Origin of the sequence: Pseudomonas sp. p106 (assembly GCF_003936645.1) — a bacterium.
Lineage (GTDB): Bacteria > Pseudomonadota > Gammaproteobacteria > Pseudomonadales > Pseudomonadaceae > Aquipseudomonas > Aquipseudomonas putida_E.
In genome coordinates, this window is the sequence record NZ_RHQR01000011.1 from 52,936 (window position 1) to 69,492 (window position 16,557).

Sequence of the window (16,557 nt, forward strand, 5' to 3'; positions counted from 1 at the left end):
GGTCGGCCCGGCCGACCCGTTCGGGGGCCGTCGCGGCCCTCACAAGGAGTGATTCATGAAGAAGCTGCTTGCTGTCGCTGCCGCTGTCGCGGCGTTCTCGGCCCACGCCGGTGACCTGACTGTCGCCGCCACCCCGGTGCCGCACGCCGAAATTCTCAACTTCGTCAAACCGCAGCTGGAAAAAGAGGGTGTGAACCTGAAGGTGAAAGAGTTCACCGACTATATCCAGCCGAACGTACAAGTCGCAGAGAAGCGCCTTGATGCCAACTTCTTCCAGCACCAGCCGTACCTGGATGAGTTCAACAAGGCCAAGGGCACCAACCTGGTCAGCGTTGCCGGCGTGCACATCGAGCCGCTGGGCGTCTACTCGGCCAAGATCAAGAAGCTCGACGAACTGCCTTCCGGTGCCACCGTGGTCATCCCCAACGACGCCACCAACGGCGGCCGTGCCTTGCTGCTGCTGGACAAGGCCGGCGTGATCAAGCTCAAGGACAACAGCAATATCCTGTCGACCGTGAAGGACGTTGTCGCGAACCCGAAGAACGTGAAGTTCCGTGAGCTCGAAGCGGCCACCATCCCGCGTGTACTGACCCAGGTCGATGCTGCCCTGATCAACACCAACTACGCGCTGGAAGCCAAACTGAACCCGGAAAAAGACGCGCTGGCCATTGAAGGCAGCGACTCACCGTACGTGAACATCCTTGTTGCCCGCCCGGACAACAAGGACTCGCAAGACATGAAGAAACTGGCGGCTGCGCTGCATTCGCCTGAGGTGAAGCAGTTCATCACCGAGAAGTACAAAGGCGCTGTAGTGCCGGCGTTCTGATCAGAAATCCCCGGGCCGCTTTGCGGCCCCAGGATTTCATCGGCATGCAAAAACCGTCGGCCTGCTTTGCAGGCCTTTGGCGACACCAGGCCCCTCCTACCTCCAGGCCTTGCGCAAGCGCATCAACGCCTCAGCAATCTCTCCCTCTGGCACCGCCGCAAACCCAAGCACCAACCCCGCGCGTTTATCCACAGGCACCTCGCTGTCCTCAAGCCAGTAACTGCTGAGCGGATTCACTTCCACTCCCACCGCCTCGGCCTTGGCCACCAGTTCCTGCTCGCGTGTAAAGTTATCCACATCGACTTTCACATGCAGCCCCGCTGCCACATCCGGCATCCCCGCAAGCCCTGGCACGCCCACAGGCCACCCTGCCTTCAGCACATTGCGCCGGCTCAACGCCGCACGACGCATGCGGCGTATATGCCGCTGAAAGTGCCCCTGGGCCATGAATTCGGCCATCACGCACTGGGTTCCCACCTCGGAATGCCGCACTGCCAGCGCCCTGCCCTGGCTGAAAGCCTGCACCAACCGCGCCGGCAATACCAAATAGCCAAGGCGCAGCGCTGGGAAAGCGATCTTGCCAAAGGTACCGACGTACAGCACCCGCCCTTGCCGGTCCAAAGCCGCCAACGGCGCCAGCGGTGCTCCGTTGTAACGGTACTCGCCGTCATAGTCATCTTCGATGATCCAGCCATCCTGGCGCTCGGCCCAGGCCAGCAACGCCAAGCGCCGGGCCAGGCTCATGGTCACCCCCGTCGGGTACTGGTGCGCCGGGGTGACGTAAACCAAGCGACAGTCGCCAGCGAGGGCAAGCCTGGCGCAGTCGAGGCCCTCTTCATCTACCGGCACACCCCTCACCCGCCCGCCCGCTACTGCAAACGCATGCCCGGCTGCACGATACCCGGGGTTTTCCACAGCCACCTCATCCCCGGGCTGCAACAACAACTGTGCACAAAGACTTATTGCCTCCTGCGCACCACTGGTGATCACAATTTGTCCAGCCGTGCACGACATCCCCCTCGACCGACGTAGATACGCAGCGATCAATTCACGCAGTAACGGCTCGCCCGCCGGGTCGCCATAGCCAAGCTGCGCTGGATCGGGATTTCGCCAGAAGCCCGCTTGCAGCTTGGCCCAGACCTCAAAGGGGAACAGATCGAAGGCCGGAACACCTACCCGAAAAGCCCGTGGCGGGCCAACTTTTGGGAATGGCAGATGGTTACTTTTCAGACGCTCCAAACGCTCACTGGAACGCCCACATCTGGATAAATCATCAGTGCTTTCTAAGCATTTTGTGGATAACCCTGTTGATAAGCCATGGGATAACCCTGTGGACAGTTGTGTGGATAGTTTCGGCAGATGGCAAACATAGGTGCCATCTCCAACCCGGCTTTCTATGTAGCCTTCGGCATACAGTTGGTCATAGGCACGCACCACGCTGTTGCGCGAGAGCGCGAGCATGCCCGCCAGGTCTCGTGTCGACGGCAGGCGCGTGCCGCTGCTCAAGCGCCCATCCAGCACGCGAGCGCGCAGCGCTTGATAGAGCTGCTGACTCAACCCTCGGCGCTGATCGAGGACGATCCCGGCGGGATCGAATGGCAATACCAAAGGGCGCTCGCTCATCGCATTGGACCTATCAAAATCATCATCAATGGCTCTTAACCTGAACCAATAGCCTGCCTACGATGAAGCCAATCGACAAGGATCCGCCCATGTACAACAGCAAACCGCACCAGGAACACAACCTTGAGCGCCTGCATCAACAGATGCGGGAAACCCGCCTGGCCCTGCTTGTCACCCACGGCGAGCAAGGTCTGCTGGCCAGTCACATACCCGTGTTGATCGATACCAGCGAAGGTGACTTGGGCACCGTTTACGGGCATCTGGCCCGTGCCAACCATCAGTGGCAGGCCTTGGAGCAAGGTGTAGAAGCCTTGTTGGTTTTCGCCGGCCCTGACGCTTATGTCAGCCCCGGCTACTACCCGAGCAAGCTCGACAACCCCAAGGTTGTGCCCACCTGGAACTACTTGGCGGTGCATGCCTACGGCGTCGCTGAAGTGGTGCAGGGCGGCCCCGACCTGCTGGATATCGTCAGCCGCCTGACCGACCTGCACGAGCAAGGACGCAGCACCCCATGGAAGGTCACCGATGCACCCAGCGATTACATCGAAGGCATGCTCCGCGCCATCGTCGGCTTCCGCCTGCCCATCGCACGCCTGCAGGGGGCACGCAAACTCAGCCAGAACCGCTCAACGCAGGACATCGAAGGCGTACGCCAAGGGTTGGCCAGCAGTACCGATCAGCTAAACAATCAACTGGCGGCGCAGATGCGCACGCCCTGAAGGAACAGCCCCATGCCCAACGTCATCCTGCGCCCCGTCAGCGCCAACGACCACGCCGCGTGGCTGCCCCTGTGGCAGGCCTACCTGCGCTTTTATCAAACCGAACTGGCCGATGAAGTCAGCGCCGTGACATGGCAACGCATCCTCGACTCGCAGGAGCCAACCCACTCGGCGCTGGCCTGGATCGATGGCAAGGCGGTAGGCATGGTCAACTGGATCTATCATCGAACCAACTGGAGCATTGCCAACGCCTGCTACCTGCAGGACCTGTACGTTGACGGTAAGCAGCGCGGCCTGGGCGTTGGCCGGCAACTGATCGAACTGGTCAACGCCAGTGCCAAAGCGGCCGGCTGTTGCAAGGTGCACTGGCTGACACATGAAACCAACGCTACCGCCATCGGCTTGTACGAGCAGGTCGCCGAGCGACCCGGCTTCATCCAATTTCGCCAAACGCTGTGAGACGGGAGCAACGCATGAGTCAACCCAATAACTGGCAACCTGCGGCCCTGCCCCAGGCCGAGCCCCTTGAAGGGCGTTTCATCCGCCTGGAGAAGCTCGATCCGGCGGGTCATGCGGACGATCTCTGGGAGGTGCTGCAAGGTCCGCACTGCGACCCAGCACTGTGGGACTACCTGCCCTATGGACCGTTTGCCGAGCGCGGTACGTTCGATCAATGGCTTGCAGACAATGCCGCCAGCCGCGATCCGCTGTTTTACAGCGTCATCGACCGCAGCAGCGGCCAGGTACAAGGCATTCTGAGCCTGATGTCGATGGTGCCTGCCCACGGTCGCATCGAGATCGGCCATATTGCCTTTGGCGCAGCCATGCAACGCACCCCCAAGGGCACCGAAGCGGTATACCTGCTGGGCAAGCTCGGTTTTGAACTGGGTAATCGCCGACTGGAATGGAAGTGCAACAACGCCAATGCCCGCTCCAAGCGCGCAGCGGAGCGCTTTGGCTTCATCTACGAGGGTGTGTTCCGCAATCACATGGTGATCAAGGGCCAGAACCGCGACACGGCCTGGTACTCGATTACCGATCACGAGTGGCCTGCAGTGGCGGCCGCTTTCGAGCGCTGGCTGAGTGCCGACAACCAGCGCCACGAGGGTCAGTCGAAAACGCTGGAAGCCTGCCGGGAGCAGGGCTGAGGCTCAGCTCAGGTTACGCTTGAGCTCAGCGATGTGCTCTGGCCCGATGCCACAGCATCCGCCGAGCAAGCTGGCGCCGCGCTGGCGCCAATCCTGGGCCCAGCTCAGGTAACCCGGCGGGTCGAGGTCTTCGCGCAGCTCATCCAGGCCATCGTTAGCGGTGGCGTCCTTGGGTTGCGGCGGGAAGGCGTTAGCGTAGGCTCCGATGGCGATATCCACACCCAGGCGCTCAAACACTTCGCGCGCAGCGTCGATGGCAGCACCGATCACTTCCGGCTGGCTGCAGTTGAACAGCATGGCTTTGACGCCCAGCGTTGCTACTGCTTCGGCAGCTGCGGTCACACTTTCACCAGAACGCAGCTGCGGTACGTCGCCGACCTCTTCATCCTGCAAGGTGAACGATACCCACAACGGCTTGCCATCTGCTGGCAACTGGCCGGCAATTGCCTGCACTTCTGCGATCGCACTCTGGGTTTCGGCCAGCCAAAGATCGACATACGGTGCCAGCCCCACCACCAGTGGGAGCAATACCTCGGACACGCGCTGTGGCTCGAACAGGTCAGGGCGGTAGGAGCCGAACAGCGGAGGCAATGAGCCAGCGACTCGCACTGGCCGTGGGCTGGCATCCGCCGCAGTACGTGCCAGCTGACCAGCGGTGGCGGCCAAGGCGAAGCCTTCATCAGCGAAGCGGTCTTCACCAATATGGAACGGCACCACTGCATAACTGTTGCTGGTGATCACCCCAGCACCGGCTTCGATATAGGCCGCATGCACCGCCACTACGGCTTCCGGCGCTTCGCTCAGTGCAAGTGCCGACCACTCCGGCTGGCGGAACGGCGCGCCTCGGCGCTGCAGCTCCCGACCCATACCGCCATCAAGAATTTCCAACGTCCGATCGCCCATATAACTTCCGCTTATATTGATATGAATAATATTCACTGGTGGCTTTAAACTTATAACTATTAAATATCGAAATCTGATTTTTTAACAACTTTTTCCAGGTGTCTTCATGCGTTTGCCTTCCTTGATTTGCGCAGGCCTTCTGGCCCTGAGCGCCACCTCTGCAGCCTTTGCCGGTGCCACACTGGACCGCGTCGAGTCGCGCAAGGAAGTCGTCAACGTACTGATGGAGAGCTACCCGCCGTTCTCCTTCCTCAATGAACAGAACCAGCTCGATGGTTTTGACGTCGATGTGGCCAAGGCGGTCGCGGCCAAGCTCGGCGTAAAGCTGCGACTGGAAACACCCTCCTGGGATGTCATTGCTGCGGGCCGCTGGAGTGGTCGCTACGACCTGTGCATCTGTTCGATGACGCCAAGCAAGGCCCGCGCCGAGGTGTTCGACTTCCCGGTGGAATACTACGCCTCGCCTGCGGTGATCGTGGTCAACGCCAAGGATGAGCGGATTCACACGGCCAAGGACCTCGACGGCCTCAAGGTCGGCCTGACCAGCGCCTCCAGCTATGAGAGCTACCTGAACAAGAACCTGGTTATCGAAGGCGCGGAAGACAAGAAGATCGAGTACCCCTTCGACTTCGTCCAGATTGCCCCCTATGACACCGACAACGTCGCCTTCCAGGACCTCGGCCTGGGTGCAGGCGTGCGCCTGGATGCGATCCTGACCAACTTGGTGACCGCGCAGCCACGCCTGGCCCAGGACAAGCGCTTCAAACTGGCAGGCGCGCCGCTTTACGAAGAGCCCAACTCAGTCGCCATCGAGAAAGGCGATCCAGAGTGGGACGCCAAGCTGCGGCAAGTGTTCGCCGAGCTGAAGGCCGATGGCACGCTGGCCAAGCTGTCGCAGAAGTGGATCGGCGCCGACATCAGTAAATGAGCGCCCATCAACCTGCACCCAAGCCCGTCGCCTCCGCGACGGGTTCACGCCTGTTCGGCTTTCGCACCCGTCTGTACCTGACGTGGCTGGTACTGCTGTTGCTGTTCGTGGGTTTCTTTCTCAGCTTTGATCTGAAATTCTCGATCATCGTCGAGAAGTTCCCCAACCTGGCAGGCTTCAAGCTGGGCCCCAATGGCTTCCTGCAGGGCGCTGCGCTGACCCTGTTCCTGTGCTTGTGCTCTATGGTGGTGTCGGTGCTGTTGGGCTTTGCCGCCGCCCTGGCACGGTTGTCGAAGAGTGCGCTGCTGTTCGGCGTGGCCAGCTTCTACACCTCGTTCTTCCGCGGCACGCCGCTGCTGATCCAGATCCTGTTGATCTACCTCGGCTTGCCCCAAGTAGGCCTGGTGCCAGGTGCAATCGCAGCGGGCATCATCGCCCTGTCGCTAAACTATGGCGCTTACCTGAGCGAAATCTTCCGAGCCGGCATCATTGGCGTTGCCTTGGGCCAGCGCCAGGCAGCGCTCGCCCTGGGCATGCGCCCGGTGGCGATCTTCTGGCACATCACCCTGCCCCAGGCAATGCGCACCATCATCCCGCCGAGCGCCAACCAGTTCATCTCGATGCTCAAGGACTCGTCGCTGATTTCGGTGATGGGTGTCTGGGAAGTGATGTTCCTGGCCCAGTCGTATGGGCGCTCAAGCTATCGCTACCTGGAGATGCTGACGACAGCTGCAGTGATCTACTGGGTGCTGTCGATCCTGCTCGAACTGGCCCAGGCCAGGCTGGAGCGGCATTTTGGCAAGGGCTATCAGCGCTAGGTCCAGCGCAACCGAGGGGGTATTTGAGCTAGCGCCGCCCGCATCGCAAGGGGCCTGACAACCACCCAAAAAAAGGGGAGCATCCGCTCCCCAGAGGTTAACCGCTTGTAGATGAGGGCTTATGTCAGCCCTCGATCTCGATCAGGATCTCACCCGGCGTCACGCGATCGCCCTTGGCCACGTGGATGGCAACGACCTTGCCGGCGATGGCCGCCTGCACTTCGGTTTCCATCTTCATCGCTTCGGTGATCAGCACTGCCTGGCCGGCCTTGACTGTGTCGCCTTCCTTGACCAGCACATCGACGATGTTGCCCGGCATGGTAGTGCTGACGTGGCCTGGCGCGCTGGCCTGCTTGCGCTTGCTGCTGCCGCCGCCGACAAACTCGTTGAGGGGCTCGAACACCACTTCTTCCGGCATGCCGTCGATCGACAGGTAGAAGTGGCGCTTGCCTTCGGCCTTGACGCCAACGCCGGTGATGTCGACGCGGTAGGTTTCACCGTGCACGTCGATGACGAACTCGGTCGGCACACCTTCACCCCCCGGGGCGGCGACCGCACCGGCTTCCGGGATCGGCAGCAGCGCTTCGGGGGTCAGGGTGCCAGCTTCACGCTCTTCGAGGAACTTACGGCCAATGTCCGGGAACATGGCGAAGGTAAGCACATCTTCCTCGCTGTGCGCCAAGGCGCCGATGTCGGCACGCAGTTTGGCCATTTCCGGCTTGAGAAGATCGGCCGGGCGCACATCGATCACGTCTTCGCTGCCGATCGCCTGGCGGCGCAGTTGCTCGTTGACCACGCCCGGTGCCTTGCCGTAACCGCCTTGCAGGTACAGCTTCACTTCGTTGGTGATGGTCTTGTAGCGTTCGCCGGCCAGTACGTTGAAGAACGCCTGGGTACCGACGATCTGCGAGGTCGGGGTCACCAGAGGTGGGAAGCCAAGGTCTTCTCGCACCCGCGGAATCTCGGCCAGCACTTCGTTCATGCGGTTGAGCGCGCCCTGCTCCTTGAGCTGGTTGGCAAGGTTGGAAATCATCCCGCCTGGCACCTGGTTGACCTGCACGCGGGTGTCCACCGCAGTGAACTCGCTTTCGAACTGGTGGTACTTCTTGCGCACGGCATAGAAGTACAGGCCGATTTCCTGCAGCAGTTCCAGGTCCAGACCGGTGTCGAACTCGCTGCCCTTTAGCGCGGCGACCATCGATTCGGTACCCGGATGGCTGGTCCCCCAGGCAAAGCTGGAGATGGCGGTGTCGATATGGTCAGCACCGTTTTCCACAGCCTTGAGCTGGCACATGGCGGCCAGGCCGGCGGTGTCATGGGAGTGGATGAACACCGGCAGCGACTGCTCGGCCTTCAGCGCCTTGACCAGCTCGCCGGTGGCATACGGGGTCAAAAGGCCAGCCATGTCCTTGATCGCCACCGAGTCGCAACCCATGGCTTCCATCTGTTTGGCCTGGTTCACGAAGGCTTCGATGGTATGCACCGGGCTGGTGGTGTAAGCGATGGTGCCTTGGGCGTGCTTACCGGCAGCCTTCACCGCCTCGATGGCCACGCGCAGGTTACGCACGTCGTTCATTGCGTCGAAGATGCGGAACACGTCGATACCGTTGACCGCCGCCTTGGCGACGAACGCCTTGACCACATCATCGCTGTAGTGGCGGTAGCCCAGCAGGTTCTGCCCGCGCAGAAGCATCTGCAGGCGGGTATTGGGCAGCGCATTGCGCAGTTTGCGCAGGCGCTCCCACGGGTCTTCCTTGAGGAAGCGCACGCAGGCATCGAAAGTGGCGCCGCCCCACACTTCCAGCGACCAGTAGCCGACCTTGTCGAGCTTGTCGCAGATCGGCAGCATGTCTTCGGTCCGCATACGGGTAGCCAGCAGGGACTGGTGGGCGTCACGCAGGATTGTGTCGGTAACAAAGATCTTCTTGGACATTCTTATCTCCTCATGGCGACAAGCTTGAAGCTACGAGCCGCAAGAAAAAGCCGATTCGCTTCAACTTGCAGCGGGTCGCTCACAGCTTGCAGCTGCATTCATAGGCCTGCGTGGGCGGCGATGGCGGCGGCGATGGCCAGGGCCAGCTCTTCGGGTTTGCGCTTGATCGAGTAGTTGGTCAGTTCAGGGTGGCTTTCGACGAAGCTGGTGTTGAACTGGCCGCTACGGAATTCCGGATTGCGCAGGATTTCCTGGTAGTACGCGGCGGTGGTCTTCACTCCTTGCACGCGCATGTCGTCCAGGGCCCGCAGGCCACGGTCCATGGCTTCTTCCCAGGTCAACGCCCACACCACCAGTTTCAGGCACATGGAGTCATAGAACGGTGGGATGGTGTAACCGGTGTAGATCGCTGTATCGGTGCGCACACCCGGGCCGCCAGGGGCGTAGTAACGGGTGATCTTGCCGAAACTGGGCAGGAAGTTGTTCTTCGGGTCTTCAGCGTTGATGCGGAACTGCAACGCGTAGCCGCGGTGCTGAATATCTTCCTGCTTGACCGACAGCGGCAGGCCCGAGGCGATGCGGATCTGCTCGCGGACCACGTCGATACCGGTGATTTCTTCGGTGATGGTGTGCTCGACCTGCACACGGGTGTTCATTTCCATGAAGTACACCTCGCCATCGGCGAGCAGGAACTCCACAGTACCGGCGTTCTCGTAGTTCACAGCCTTGGCTGCCCGGACCGCCAGGTCACCGATGTAGGCACGCTGTTCGGGGGTGAGCTGGGGGCTTGGGGCAATTTCGATGAGCTTCTGGTTGCGGCGCTGGATCGAGCAATCACGCTCGAACAGGTGCACCACATTGCCGAAGCTGTCGCCCAGGATCTGCGCCTCGATGTGCTTGGGGTTGACGATGCACTTTTCCAGGAACACTTCCGCTGAACCGAAGGCCTTGGTAGCTTCGGAGATGACGCGAGGGAAGTTCTGCTCCAGCTCTTCACGGCTGTTGCACCGGCGAATGCCCCGGCCGCCACCGCCGGAGGTGGCCTTGAGCATCACCGGGTAACCGATACGCTCGCCTTCGCTCAGGGCTTCATGGATGTCGGCAACGTTGCCTTCGGTGCCTGGGGTAACGGGCACGCCTGCCTGAATCATGGTGCGGCGCGCTTCGGTCTTGTCGCCCATGCGGCGAATGACGTCGGCGGCCGGGCCGATGAACTTGATACCGCGCTCGGCGCAGATCTCTGCCAGCTCCGCGTTTTCCGACAGGAAACCGTAGCCCGGGTGCAGGGCATCACAGCCGGTTTCCACAGCAAGATTCACCAGCTTGCGCGGGTTCAGGTAACCAGCCAGCGGCTCGGCACCAATGCTGTAGGCCTCGTCAGCGCGCTTGACGTGCAAGGCGTGACGGTCGGCGTCGGAATAGATCGCGACAGAGCGAATACCCATCTCGGCGCAGGCACGCACGATGCGGACTGCGATTTCACCCCGGTTGGCGATCAGGATTTTTTTTATCACTGGAGTCTTCCCAAAGCCGTAGGAACAGTCGAGCCGGTTCTACCGGTCGGCGCGTGACCAAGCGTCGCTGGCCAGTCGCACATTCACCCTAGCGCTGTAGGTCGATAAACAAAAATCAATATTTGTTAGAGGCTGTATTAGCAAAAGCTTATAGTTAGGTAACAAGGTTTTACCGGAGCCTAGAATAAAAATGCGTAAGTCCTTGATGCGTATGACTTTGCGTCAGTTGCAGGTCTTCAATGAGGTGTGCGATTTGCGCTCATACAGCCGCGCCGCCGAGGAGATGGCGCTGACGCAACCCGCCGTTAGTCTACAAATTCGTCAGCTGGAAGAGCTGGTAGGGCAGCCGCTGTTCGAATACGTCGGCAAGAAGCTTTACCTGACCGAAGCCGCCGAGGCGCTGCAGCGCGCCAGCCGGGACATCTTCGGGCGCCTGGAAAGCCTCGACATGCAGCTTTCCGACATGCAGGGCTCACTGCAAGGGCAACTGAAACTGGCGATCGAATCCAGCGCCAAATACTTCGTCCCACACCTGTTCGCCGCCTTCAAGCAACGTCACCCGGAGGTCAACCTGACCCTTACCGTGGTCAACCGCGCCCAGGCGATTCGGCGCCTTTCCGACAACCGCGACGACCTGATCATCATGTCCATGGTGCCGCAGGACATGGGCCTGGAGTTCCTGCCGTTTCTCAACAACCCGATCATCGCCGTGGCGCCGCCGGACCATGCGTTGTGCAAACTGGAGCAGTTGCGCCTGCAGGACCTGGAGCCTCATACACTGCTGGTCCGTGAACAGGGCTCAGGGACGCGCAAAGCCTGCGAGGAGTACTTCAAGGACAAGCGTGTGCACTTCACCCAGACGCTGGAGGTAGCGTCGGCCGATGCCCAGCGCGAATGCGTCATCGCCGGCCTTGGTATCGCCCTGCTGACCCGCCATGCAGTGAACATGGAGCTGGCCATGGGCGTGCTCAAGGAATTGCCAGTGGAGGAACTGCCGCTGTACCGCAGCTGGTGTGTGGTGCAGGCCAAGGCCAAGCGGCAGTCACCGGTAGCCTTGGCCTTTCTGGCTTTCATTCGCAGCGAACGTGCGCTGATCAGCGCGCTTGTTGAGCGCTTTTCGGGGAAGCTGCCGCTGAAGTCTGCCACACCGTGAGGGCTTGCAGCTCCGGGTAGTCTGCAAGGTCGCGCAGCAGTTGACGTTGGTCGCAGTAGCTTTCGATCGCACGGCGGTACTCCATGCGGCGCTGATCTTTTTCCTGCTGTTTGCGAGCCTTGGCGCTAGGTAGGTAAGAGCCATCGAAATCACGAGCCATGCCTGTCTCCCTGATCGAGTGCGGGGAGTTTCAGACTGGCTCGAGCGCTTTACCGTTTTGCTGAGGATTGGTGACAAATCGATGAAATTTGCAGATTCTTCCGCAATTGCCGATCAGTCATCCATCGCCTTGATCGACTTGGGCGACAACCGCAGGCTGCGCAAGCTGCGCTTCACACTCTTGAGGTGATTGACCAGGCTCGGCCCGCGGGCCATGGCCACGCCCATGGCCAGCACATCGATCACTACCAGGTGGGCGATACGCGAGGTCAGCGGGGTGTAGATTTCAGTGTCTTCGTGCACATCGATCGCCAGGTTGACGGTCGAAAGCTCGGCCAGTGGGGTCTGGCTGGGGCACAGGGTGATCAGGTTGGCGCCGCTCTCACGCACCAGGTTGGCGGTGATCAAAAGGTCCTTGGAGCGCCCGGACTGGGAAATGCATACCGCCACGTCGCCTGGCTTGAGGGTGACCGCCGACATGGCCTGCATGTGCGGGTCGGAGTACGCGGCGGCACTGAGCAACAAGCGGAAAAACTTGTGCTGCGCGTCTGCAGCAACCGCGCCGGATGCACCAAAGCCATAGAACTCCACACGTTGCGCCTGCGCCATGGCACTCACCGCCTGTTGCAACGCGTGCGGGTCAAGGTGCTCGCGCACTTCCATCAGGGTGTGCAAGGTAGTGTCGAAAATCTTCAGGCTGTAATCGGCAACCGAGTCGTCCTCATGGATGGCGAACTGCCCGAAGCTGGCGCCGGCAGCCAGGCTCTGCGCCAGCTTGAGCTTGAGGTCCTGAAAACCTGAACAGCCGATCGCCCGGCAGAACCGCACGATGGTCGGCTCGCTGATACCCACGCTGTGTGCAAGGTCCGCCATCGAGCTGTGCATGACGGCAGCCGGGTCCAGCAGCACGTGGTCGGCCACTTTCAGTTCCGATTTGCGCAGCAGGTGGCGCGATTGGGCGATATGTTGCAACAGATTCACGGGCTGGACTCGGTTATGATCGGCTGGCCGGGATGTAGCTTTCTTGTAGTTATACTACATGGACGCCAACCCGCCCAGTTAAACGAACGTGGAGAGTGGTGGTTTGACTATTCCTTGCGACATTCTGGTGTTCGGCGGCACTGGCGATCTGGCCCTGCACAAACTGCTGCCGGCGCTCTATCACCTGTATCGCGAGGCACGCCTGAACATTGCCGTGCGCATCATTGCCCTGGCCCGGCGCAACCTGTCGCGCAACGAGTACCTGAAGCTCGCCGAACGCCATTGCCGAGTGCAGATCGCCCGGAGTGATTTCGACGAAGAAGTGTGGCAACGCTTTTGCGCACGCCTGGACTACTTTCCCATGGACGCCGCGCAAAGTGCCGACTTCGGGCGCCTGGCGCGCTACCTCGGCGAGCCTGGCGGGCTGACCCGCATCTATTACCTGGCCACCGCGCCCAATCTGTTCGTGCCGATTGCCAACCACCTACGGGTGGCGGGCCTGGCCGACCATGAGGCGCGCATCGTGCTGGAAAAGCCGATTGGCCATTCGCTGGAGTCGGCCACCGCCATCAACGAAGCGATCGGCGCGGTGTTCGAGGAATCTCAGGTGTTTCGCATCGACCACTACCTGGGCAAGGAGACCGTGCAGAACCTCATGGCTCTGCGTTTCGCCAATGCGCTGCTTGAACCGGTGTGGCGCAACGGGCAGGTCGATCATGTGCAGATCAGCGTCTGTGAAACCCTCGGTGTAGAAAACCGAGGCGGCTACTACGATCGGTCCGGGGCCACCCGCGACATGCTGCAGAACCACCTGCTGCAGCTGCTGTGCCTGGTAGCCATGGAGCCGCCTGCGCAGTTCGAGGCCGAGGCGGTACGCGACGAGAAGGTCAAGATTCTGCGCGCCCTCAAGCCAATCACCGGCCAGGACGTTCAGGACAAGACCGTGCGCGGTCAGTACGGTGCCGGGCACATCGGCGGCCAGGAAGTGCCCGCCTACTACTTCGAGAAGGACGTGGACAATGACAGCGACACCGAAACCTTCGTCGCCGTCCACGCCCACATCGACAATTGGCGCTGGGCTGGCGTGCCTTTCTATCTGCGCACCGGCAAACGCATGGCACGACGCTCGTCGCAGATCGTCATCCAGTTCAAGCCCGTCCCCCACGAGCTGTTCAACGGTGGCCAGGTCAACCAGCTGTTGATCCGGCTACAGCCCGACGAGCGCATCAGCTTGCGCATGATGACCAAAAGCCCCGGCAAAGGCATGCGCCTGGAGCCGGTGGACCTTGACCTCAACCTGGCGCAGGTGTTCGGCCAGACGCGTCGCTGGGAAGCCTATGAACGCCTGCTGCTGGACGTGCTGGAAGGTGATTCGACGCTGTTCATGCGGCGTGACGAGGTGGAAGCCGCCTGGGCTTGGGTCGACCCGATCATCAAGGGTTGGGAGGAGCATTTTCAGGCCCCCCGCCATTATGCGGCCGGCAGCAATGGCCCAGACCAGGCCAACAGCCTGTTGGCCAGGCACGGCAGGCACTGGCATGGCTGAAGAGGTACGCCACGCAACGATGGGCGGCGGCGCGGCAGGGTGAATATTTATACAGTAGGCGTTTGCCCCGTAACCGGCCTGCCCCTAGAATGGGCGGATGCACACAGATGACCTCTCCCTCCTGCTGAACTCCCTCAACGATGCCCAACGCCAGGCCGTCGCGGCCACGCTCGGGCGTCAGCTGGTGCTTGCTGGCGCCGGTTCCGGTAAAACCCGCGTGCTGGTGCACCGCATCGCCTGGCTGATCCAGGTCGAACAGGCCTCGCCGCACTCGATCCTGTCGGTGACCTTCACCAACAAGGCCGCCGCCGAGATGCGCCAGCGCATCGAGCAATTGCTGGGCATCAACCCGGCCGGCATGTGGGTGGGCACCTTCCACGGCCTGGCGCATCGGTTGTTGCGCGCTCACTGGCAGGAAGCCCGTCTGGTCCAGAACTTCCAGATCCTCGACAGTGATGATCAGCAGCGCCTGGTCAAGCGGGTGATCCGTGAGCTTGGCCTCGATGAGCAGCGCTGGCCAGCGCGCCAGGCCCAGTGGTTCATCAATGGGCAGAAGGACGAAGGCCTGCGCCCACAGCATATCCAGCCCGGTGGCGACCTGTTCCTGGGGACCATGCGCAGCATCTACGTGGCCTACGAGCAGGCCTGCGAACGCGCCGGGGTGATCGACTTCTCCGAGCTCCTGCTGCGGGCCCTGGACCTGTGGCGCGACCACCCGGGCCTGCTCGAACACTACCAGCGGCGCTTCCGTCACCTGCTGGTGGACGAGTTCCAGGACACCAACGCCGTGCAGTACGCCTGGCTGCGCCTGCTGGCTGGCAAGGGCGGCGGCAGCCTGATGGCCGTGGGCGACGACGACCAGTCGATTTACGGCTGGCGCGGCGCCAAGATTGAAAACATTCACCAGTACACGGCTGACTTCCCTGATGCCGAGATGATCCGCCTGGAGCAGAACTACCGCTCCACCGGCGGCATCCTCAAAGCCGCCAACGCGCTGATCGCAAACAACAGCGGGCGCCTGGGCAAAGAGCTGTGGACCGACCTGGGCGAAGGCGAGCCTCTGACCCTTTATGCGGCTTACAACGAGCATGACGAAGCGCGGTACGTGGTCGAGACCATCGAGAGCCTGATCAAGCAAGGCAATTCGCGCAGCGACATCGCCATTCTTTATCGCTCCAACGCCCAGTCGCGCGTGCTGGAAGAAGCGCTGCTGCGCGAGCGCATCCCCTACCGCATCTATGGTGGGCAGCGCTTCTTCGAGCGCGCCGAGATCAAGAACGCCATGGCTTACCTGCGCTTGATGGAAGGCCGTGGCAACGACGCCGCGCTCGAACGGGTAATCAATGTGCCACCGCGTGGCATCGGTGAAAAAACCGTCGAGGCCATCCGCGAACATGCGCGCCACGGTCAGTTGTCGATGTGGGGCGCCATGTGCCAGTTGCTGGCAGCCAAGGCACTCAAAGGCCGGGCCGCCAGTGCATTGGGCGCTTTCATCGAGCTGATCGAGAGCCTGGCTGGCAAAGTCGCGGACATGCCCCTGCATACCATGACGCAGACGGTCATCGAGCAGTCTGGCCTGATCATCTATCACCAGGAAGAAAAGGGTGAAAAGGGCCAGGCACGGGTAGAAAACCTTGAGGAACTGGTCAGCGCCGCTCGCAACTTCGAAACCACTGACGATGACGCCGACCTTTCGCCGCTGTCGGCCTTCCTCGGCCATGCTTCGCTTGAGGCCGGCGATGCCCAGGCTGACGAGCACGAAGACAGCATTCAGCTGATGACGTTGCACAGCGCCAAGGGCCTGGAATTCCCCTACGTCTTCCTGGTGGGCATGGAAGAAGGCCTGTTCCCGCACAAGATGAGCCTGGAAGAGCCAGGCCGCCTGGAAGAAGAGCGCCGCCTGGCGTACGTGGGCATTACCCGCGCCATGCGCCAGCTATTCATGACCTATGCCGAAACGCGTCGCCTGTATGGCAGTGAGACCTACAACAAGGTGTCACGATTCGTACGTGAAATTCCGCCTGGCCTGGTTCAGGAAGTGCGTCTTTCGAACAGCGTCAGCCGCCCGTTCGGCGGCGCCAAGAACACCAGCGCCAGCAGCCTGTTCGCCAATGCCAACATTCCGCAGACCGCTTTCAATCTGGGCCAGCGGGTACAGCATTCGGTATTCGGTGAAGGCGTGATCCTCAACTTCGAGGGTTCCGGCGCACAGGCGCGTGTGCAGGTGAACTTTGCCGAAGGCAGCAAGTGGCTGATGCTTGGCTATGCCAAGCTCGAAGCGATCTGAAGCCTGTGGGGCGCGCTGA

General features: G+C 61.3%; 15 protein-coding genes. 9 read left to right on the forward strand and 6 right to left on the reverse strand.

All coding sequences use genetic code 11. The annotated features are described in order from the left end of the window. Positions 1–55: 55 nt before the first annotated feature. Positions 56–826: a MetQ/NlpA family ABC transporter substrate-binding protein gene (locus EGJ09_RS15055; RefSeq protein WP_012316868.1), complete on the forward strand. Its 771-nt coding sequence runs from the start codon at positions 56–58 to the stop codon at positions 824–826. A 96-nt stretch (positions 827–922) separates the two neighbouring features. On the opposite strand, the gene EGJ09_RS15060 is transcribed toward EGJ09_RS15055, so the two are convergent. Then, positions 923–2,449 carry a PLP-dependent aminotransferase family protein gene (locus tag EGJ09_RS15060; protein WP_125924274.1) on the reverse strand — a complete coding sequence of 509 codons (1,527 nt, stop codon included), beginning with the start codon at positions 2,447–2,449 and terminating at the stop codon, positions 923–925. Between the two features lie 89 nt (positions 2,450–2,538). Here EGJ09_RS15060 and EGJ09_RS15065 point away from each other — a divergent pair, with 89 nt between their 5' ends. The 3 genes from EGJ09_RS15065 to EGJ09_RS15075 are packed head-to-tail and all read left to right on the forward strand — an operon-like array spanning position 2,539 to position 4,316. Continuing rightward, positions 2,539–3,168 carry an FMN-binding negative transcriptional regulator gene (locus tag EGJ09_RS15065; protein WP_125924275.1) on the forward strand — a complete coding sequence of 210 codons (630 nt, stop codon included), beginning with the start codon at positions 2,539–2,541 and terminating at the stop codon, positions 3,166–3,168. Between the two features lie 12 nt (positions 3,169–3,180). After that, a complete protein-coding gene (locus EGJ09_RS15070) occupies positions 3,181–3,627 on the forward strand; it encodes a GNAT family N-acetyltransferase (RefSeq protein WP_046786750.1) in 447 nt (148 codons plus the stop codon). 14 nt (positions 3,628–3,641) lie between these two features. Next, positions 3,642–4,316 carry a GNAT family N-acetyltransferase gene (locus EGJ09_RS15075; RefSeq protein WP_115273181.1) on the forward strand — a complete coding sequence of 225 codons (675 nt, stop codon included), beginning with the start codon at positions 3,642–3,644 and terminating at the stop codon, positions 4,314–4,316. A 3-nt stretch (positions 4,317–4,319) separates the two neighbouring features. Here the strand turns inward: EGJ09_RS15075 and EGJ09_RS15080 are convergent, their stop codons facing one another. Then, the gene (locus tag EGJ09_RS15080; RefSeq protein ID WP_046786752.1) at positions 4,320–5,219 is read right to left on the reverse strand and encodes a homocysteine S-methyltransferase family protein; all 900 of its coding nucleotides are present in this window, start codon (positions 5,217–5,219) and stop codon (positions 4,320–4,322) included. Between the two features lie 106 nt (positions 5,220–5,325). On the opposite strand from EGJ09_RS15080, the gene EGJ09_RS15085 reads away from it, so the two are divergent. Both EGJ09_RS15085 and EGJ09_RS15090 read left to right on the forward strand, forming a co-directional pair. Further along, positions 5,326–6,147, forward strand: a complete 822-nt coding sequence (locus tag EGJ09_RS15085; RefSeq protein WP_039604255.1) for an ABC transporter substrate-binding protein — start codon at positions 5,326–5,328, stop codon at positions 6,145–6,147. After that, entirely contained in the window at positions 6,144–6,965 is an 822-nt protein-coding gene (locus tag EGJ09_RS15090; protein WP_046786753.1) for an amino acid ABC transporter permease, read from the forward strand. The genes EGJ09_RS15085 and EGJ09_RS15090 overlap by 4 nt, the downstream gene beginning before the upstream one ends. 124 nt (positions 6,966–7,089) lie before the next feature. On the opposite strand, the gene oadA is transcribed toward EGJ09_RS15090, so the two are convergent. Continuing rightward, positions 7,090–8,898 carry a sodium-extruding oxaloacetate decarboxylase subunit alpha gene (gene oadA, locus EGJ09_RS15095; RefSeq protein ID WP_046786754.1) on the reverse strand — a complete coding sequence of 603 codons (1,809 nt, stop codon included), beginning with the start codon at positions 8,896–8,898 and terminating at the stop codon, positions 7,090–7,092. Between the two features lie 98 nt (positions 8,899–8,996). Then, a complete protein-coding gene (locus EGJ09_RS15100; RefSeq protein WP_046786755.1) occupies positions 8,997–10,412 on the reverse strand; it encodes an acetyl-CoA carboxylase biotin carboxylase subunit in 1,416 nt (471 codons plus the stop codon). A 205-nt stretch (positions 10,413–10,617) separates the two neighbouring features. Here EGJ09_RS15100 and EGJ09_RS15105 point away from each other — a divergent pair, with 205 nt between their 5' ends. Continuing rightward, positions 10,618–11,565, forward strand: coding sequence for a LysR family transcriptional regulator (locus tag EGJ09_RS15105; RefSeq protein ID WP_177433161.1), 948 nt, complete (start codon positions 10,618–10,620; stop codon positions 11,563–11,565). On the opposite strand, the gene EGJ09_RS26775 is transcribed toward EGJ09_RS15105, so the two are convergent. Together EGJ09_RS26775 and hexR are read right to left on the reverse strand one after the other, a co-directional pair. Further along, on the reverse strand, positions 11,507–11,725 hold the full coding sequence (locus EGJ09_RS26775) for a PA3496 family putative envelope integrity protein (protein WP_080952139.1): 219 nt from the start codon (positions 11,723–11,725) through the stop codon (positions 11,507–11,509). The two genes, EGJ09_RS15105 and EGJ09_RS26775, sit on opposite strands and share 59 nt — an antisense overlap. 113 nt (positions 11,726–11,838) lie before the next feature. Then, the gene (hexR, locus tag EGJ09_RS15115) at positions 11,839–12,705 is read right to left on the reverse strand and encodes a transcriptional regulator HexR (protein WP_012316879.1); all 867 of its coding nucleotides are present in this window, start codon (positions 12,703–12,705) and stop codon (positions 11,839–11,841) included. 103 nt (positions 12,706–12,808) lie between these two features. On the opposite strand from hexR, the gene zwf reads away from it, so the two are divergent. Together zwf and uvrD are read left to right on the forward strand one after the other, a co-directional pair. Further along, a complete protein-coding gene (gene zwf / locus EGJ09_RS15120) occupies positions 12,809–14,251 on the forward strand; it encodes a glucose-6-phosphate dehydrogenase (protein ID WP_046786757.1) in 1,443 nt (480 codons plus the stop codon). Between the two features lie 97 nt (positions 14,252–14,348). Continuing rightward, positions 14,349–16,538, forward strand: coding sequence for a DNA helicase II (uvrD, locus tag EGJ09_RS15125; RefSeq protein ID WP_125924276.1), 2,190 nt, complete (start codon positions 14,349–14,351; stop codon positions 16,536–16,538). Positions 16,539–16,557 lie beyond the last annotated feature (19 nt).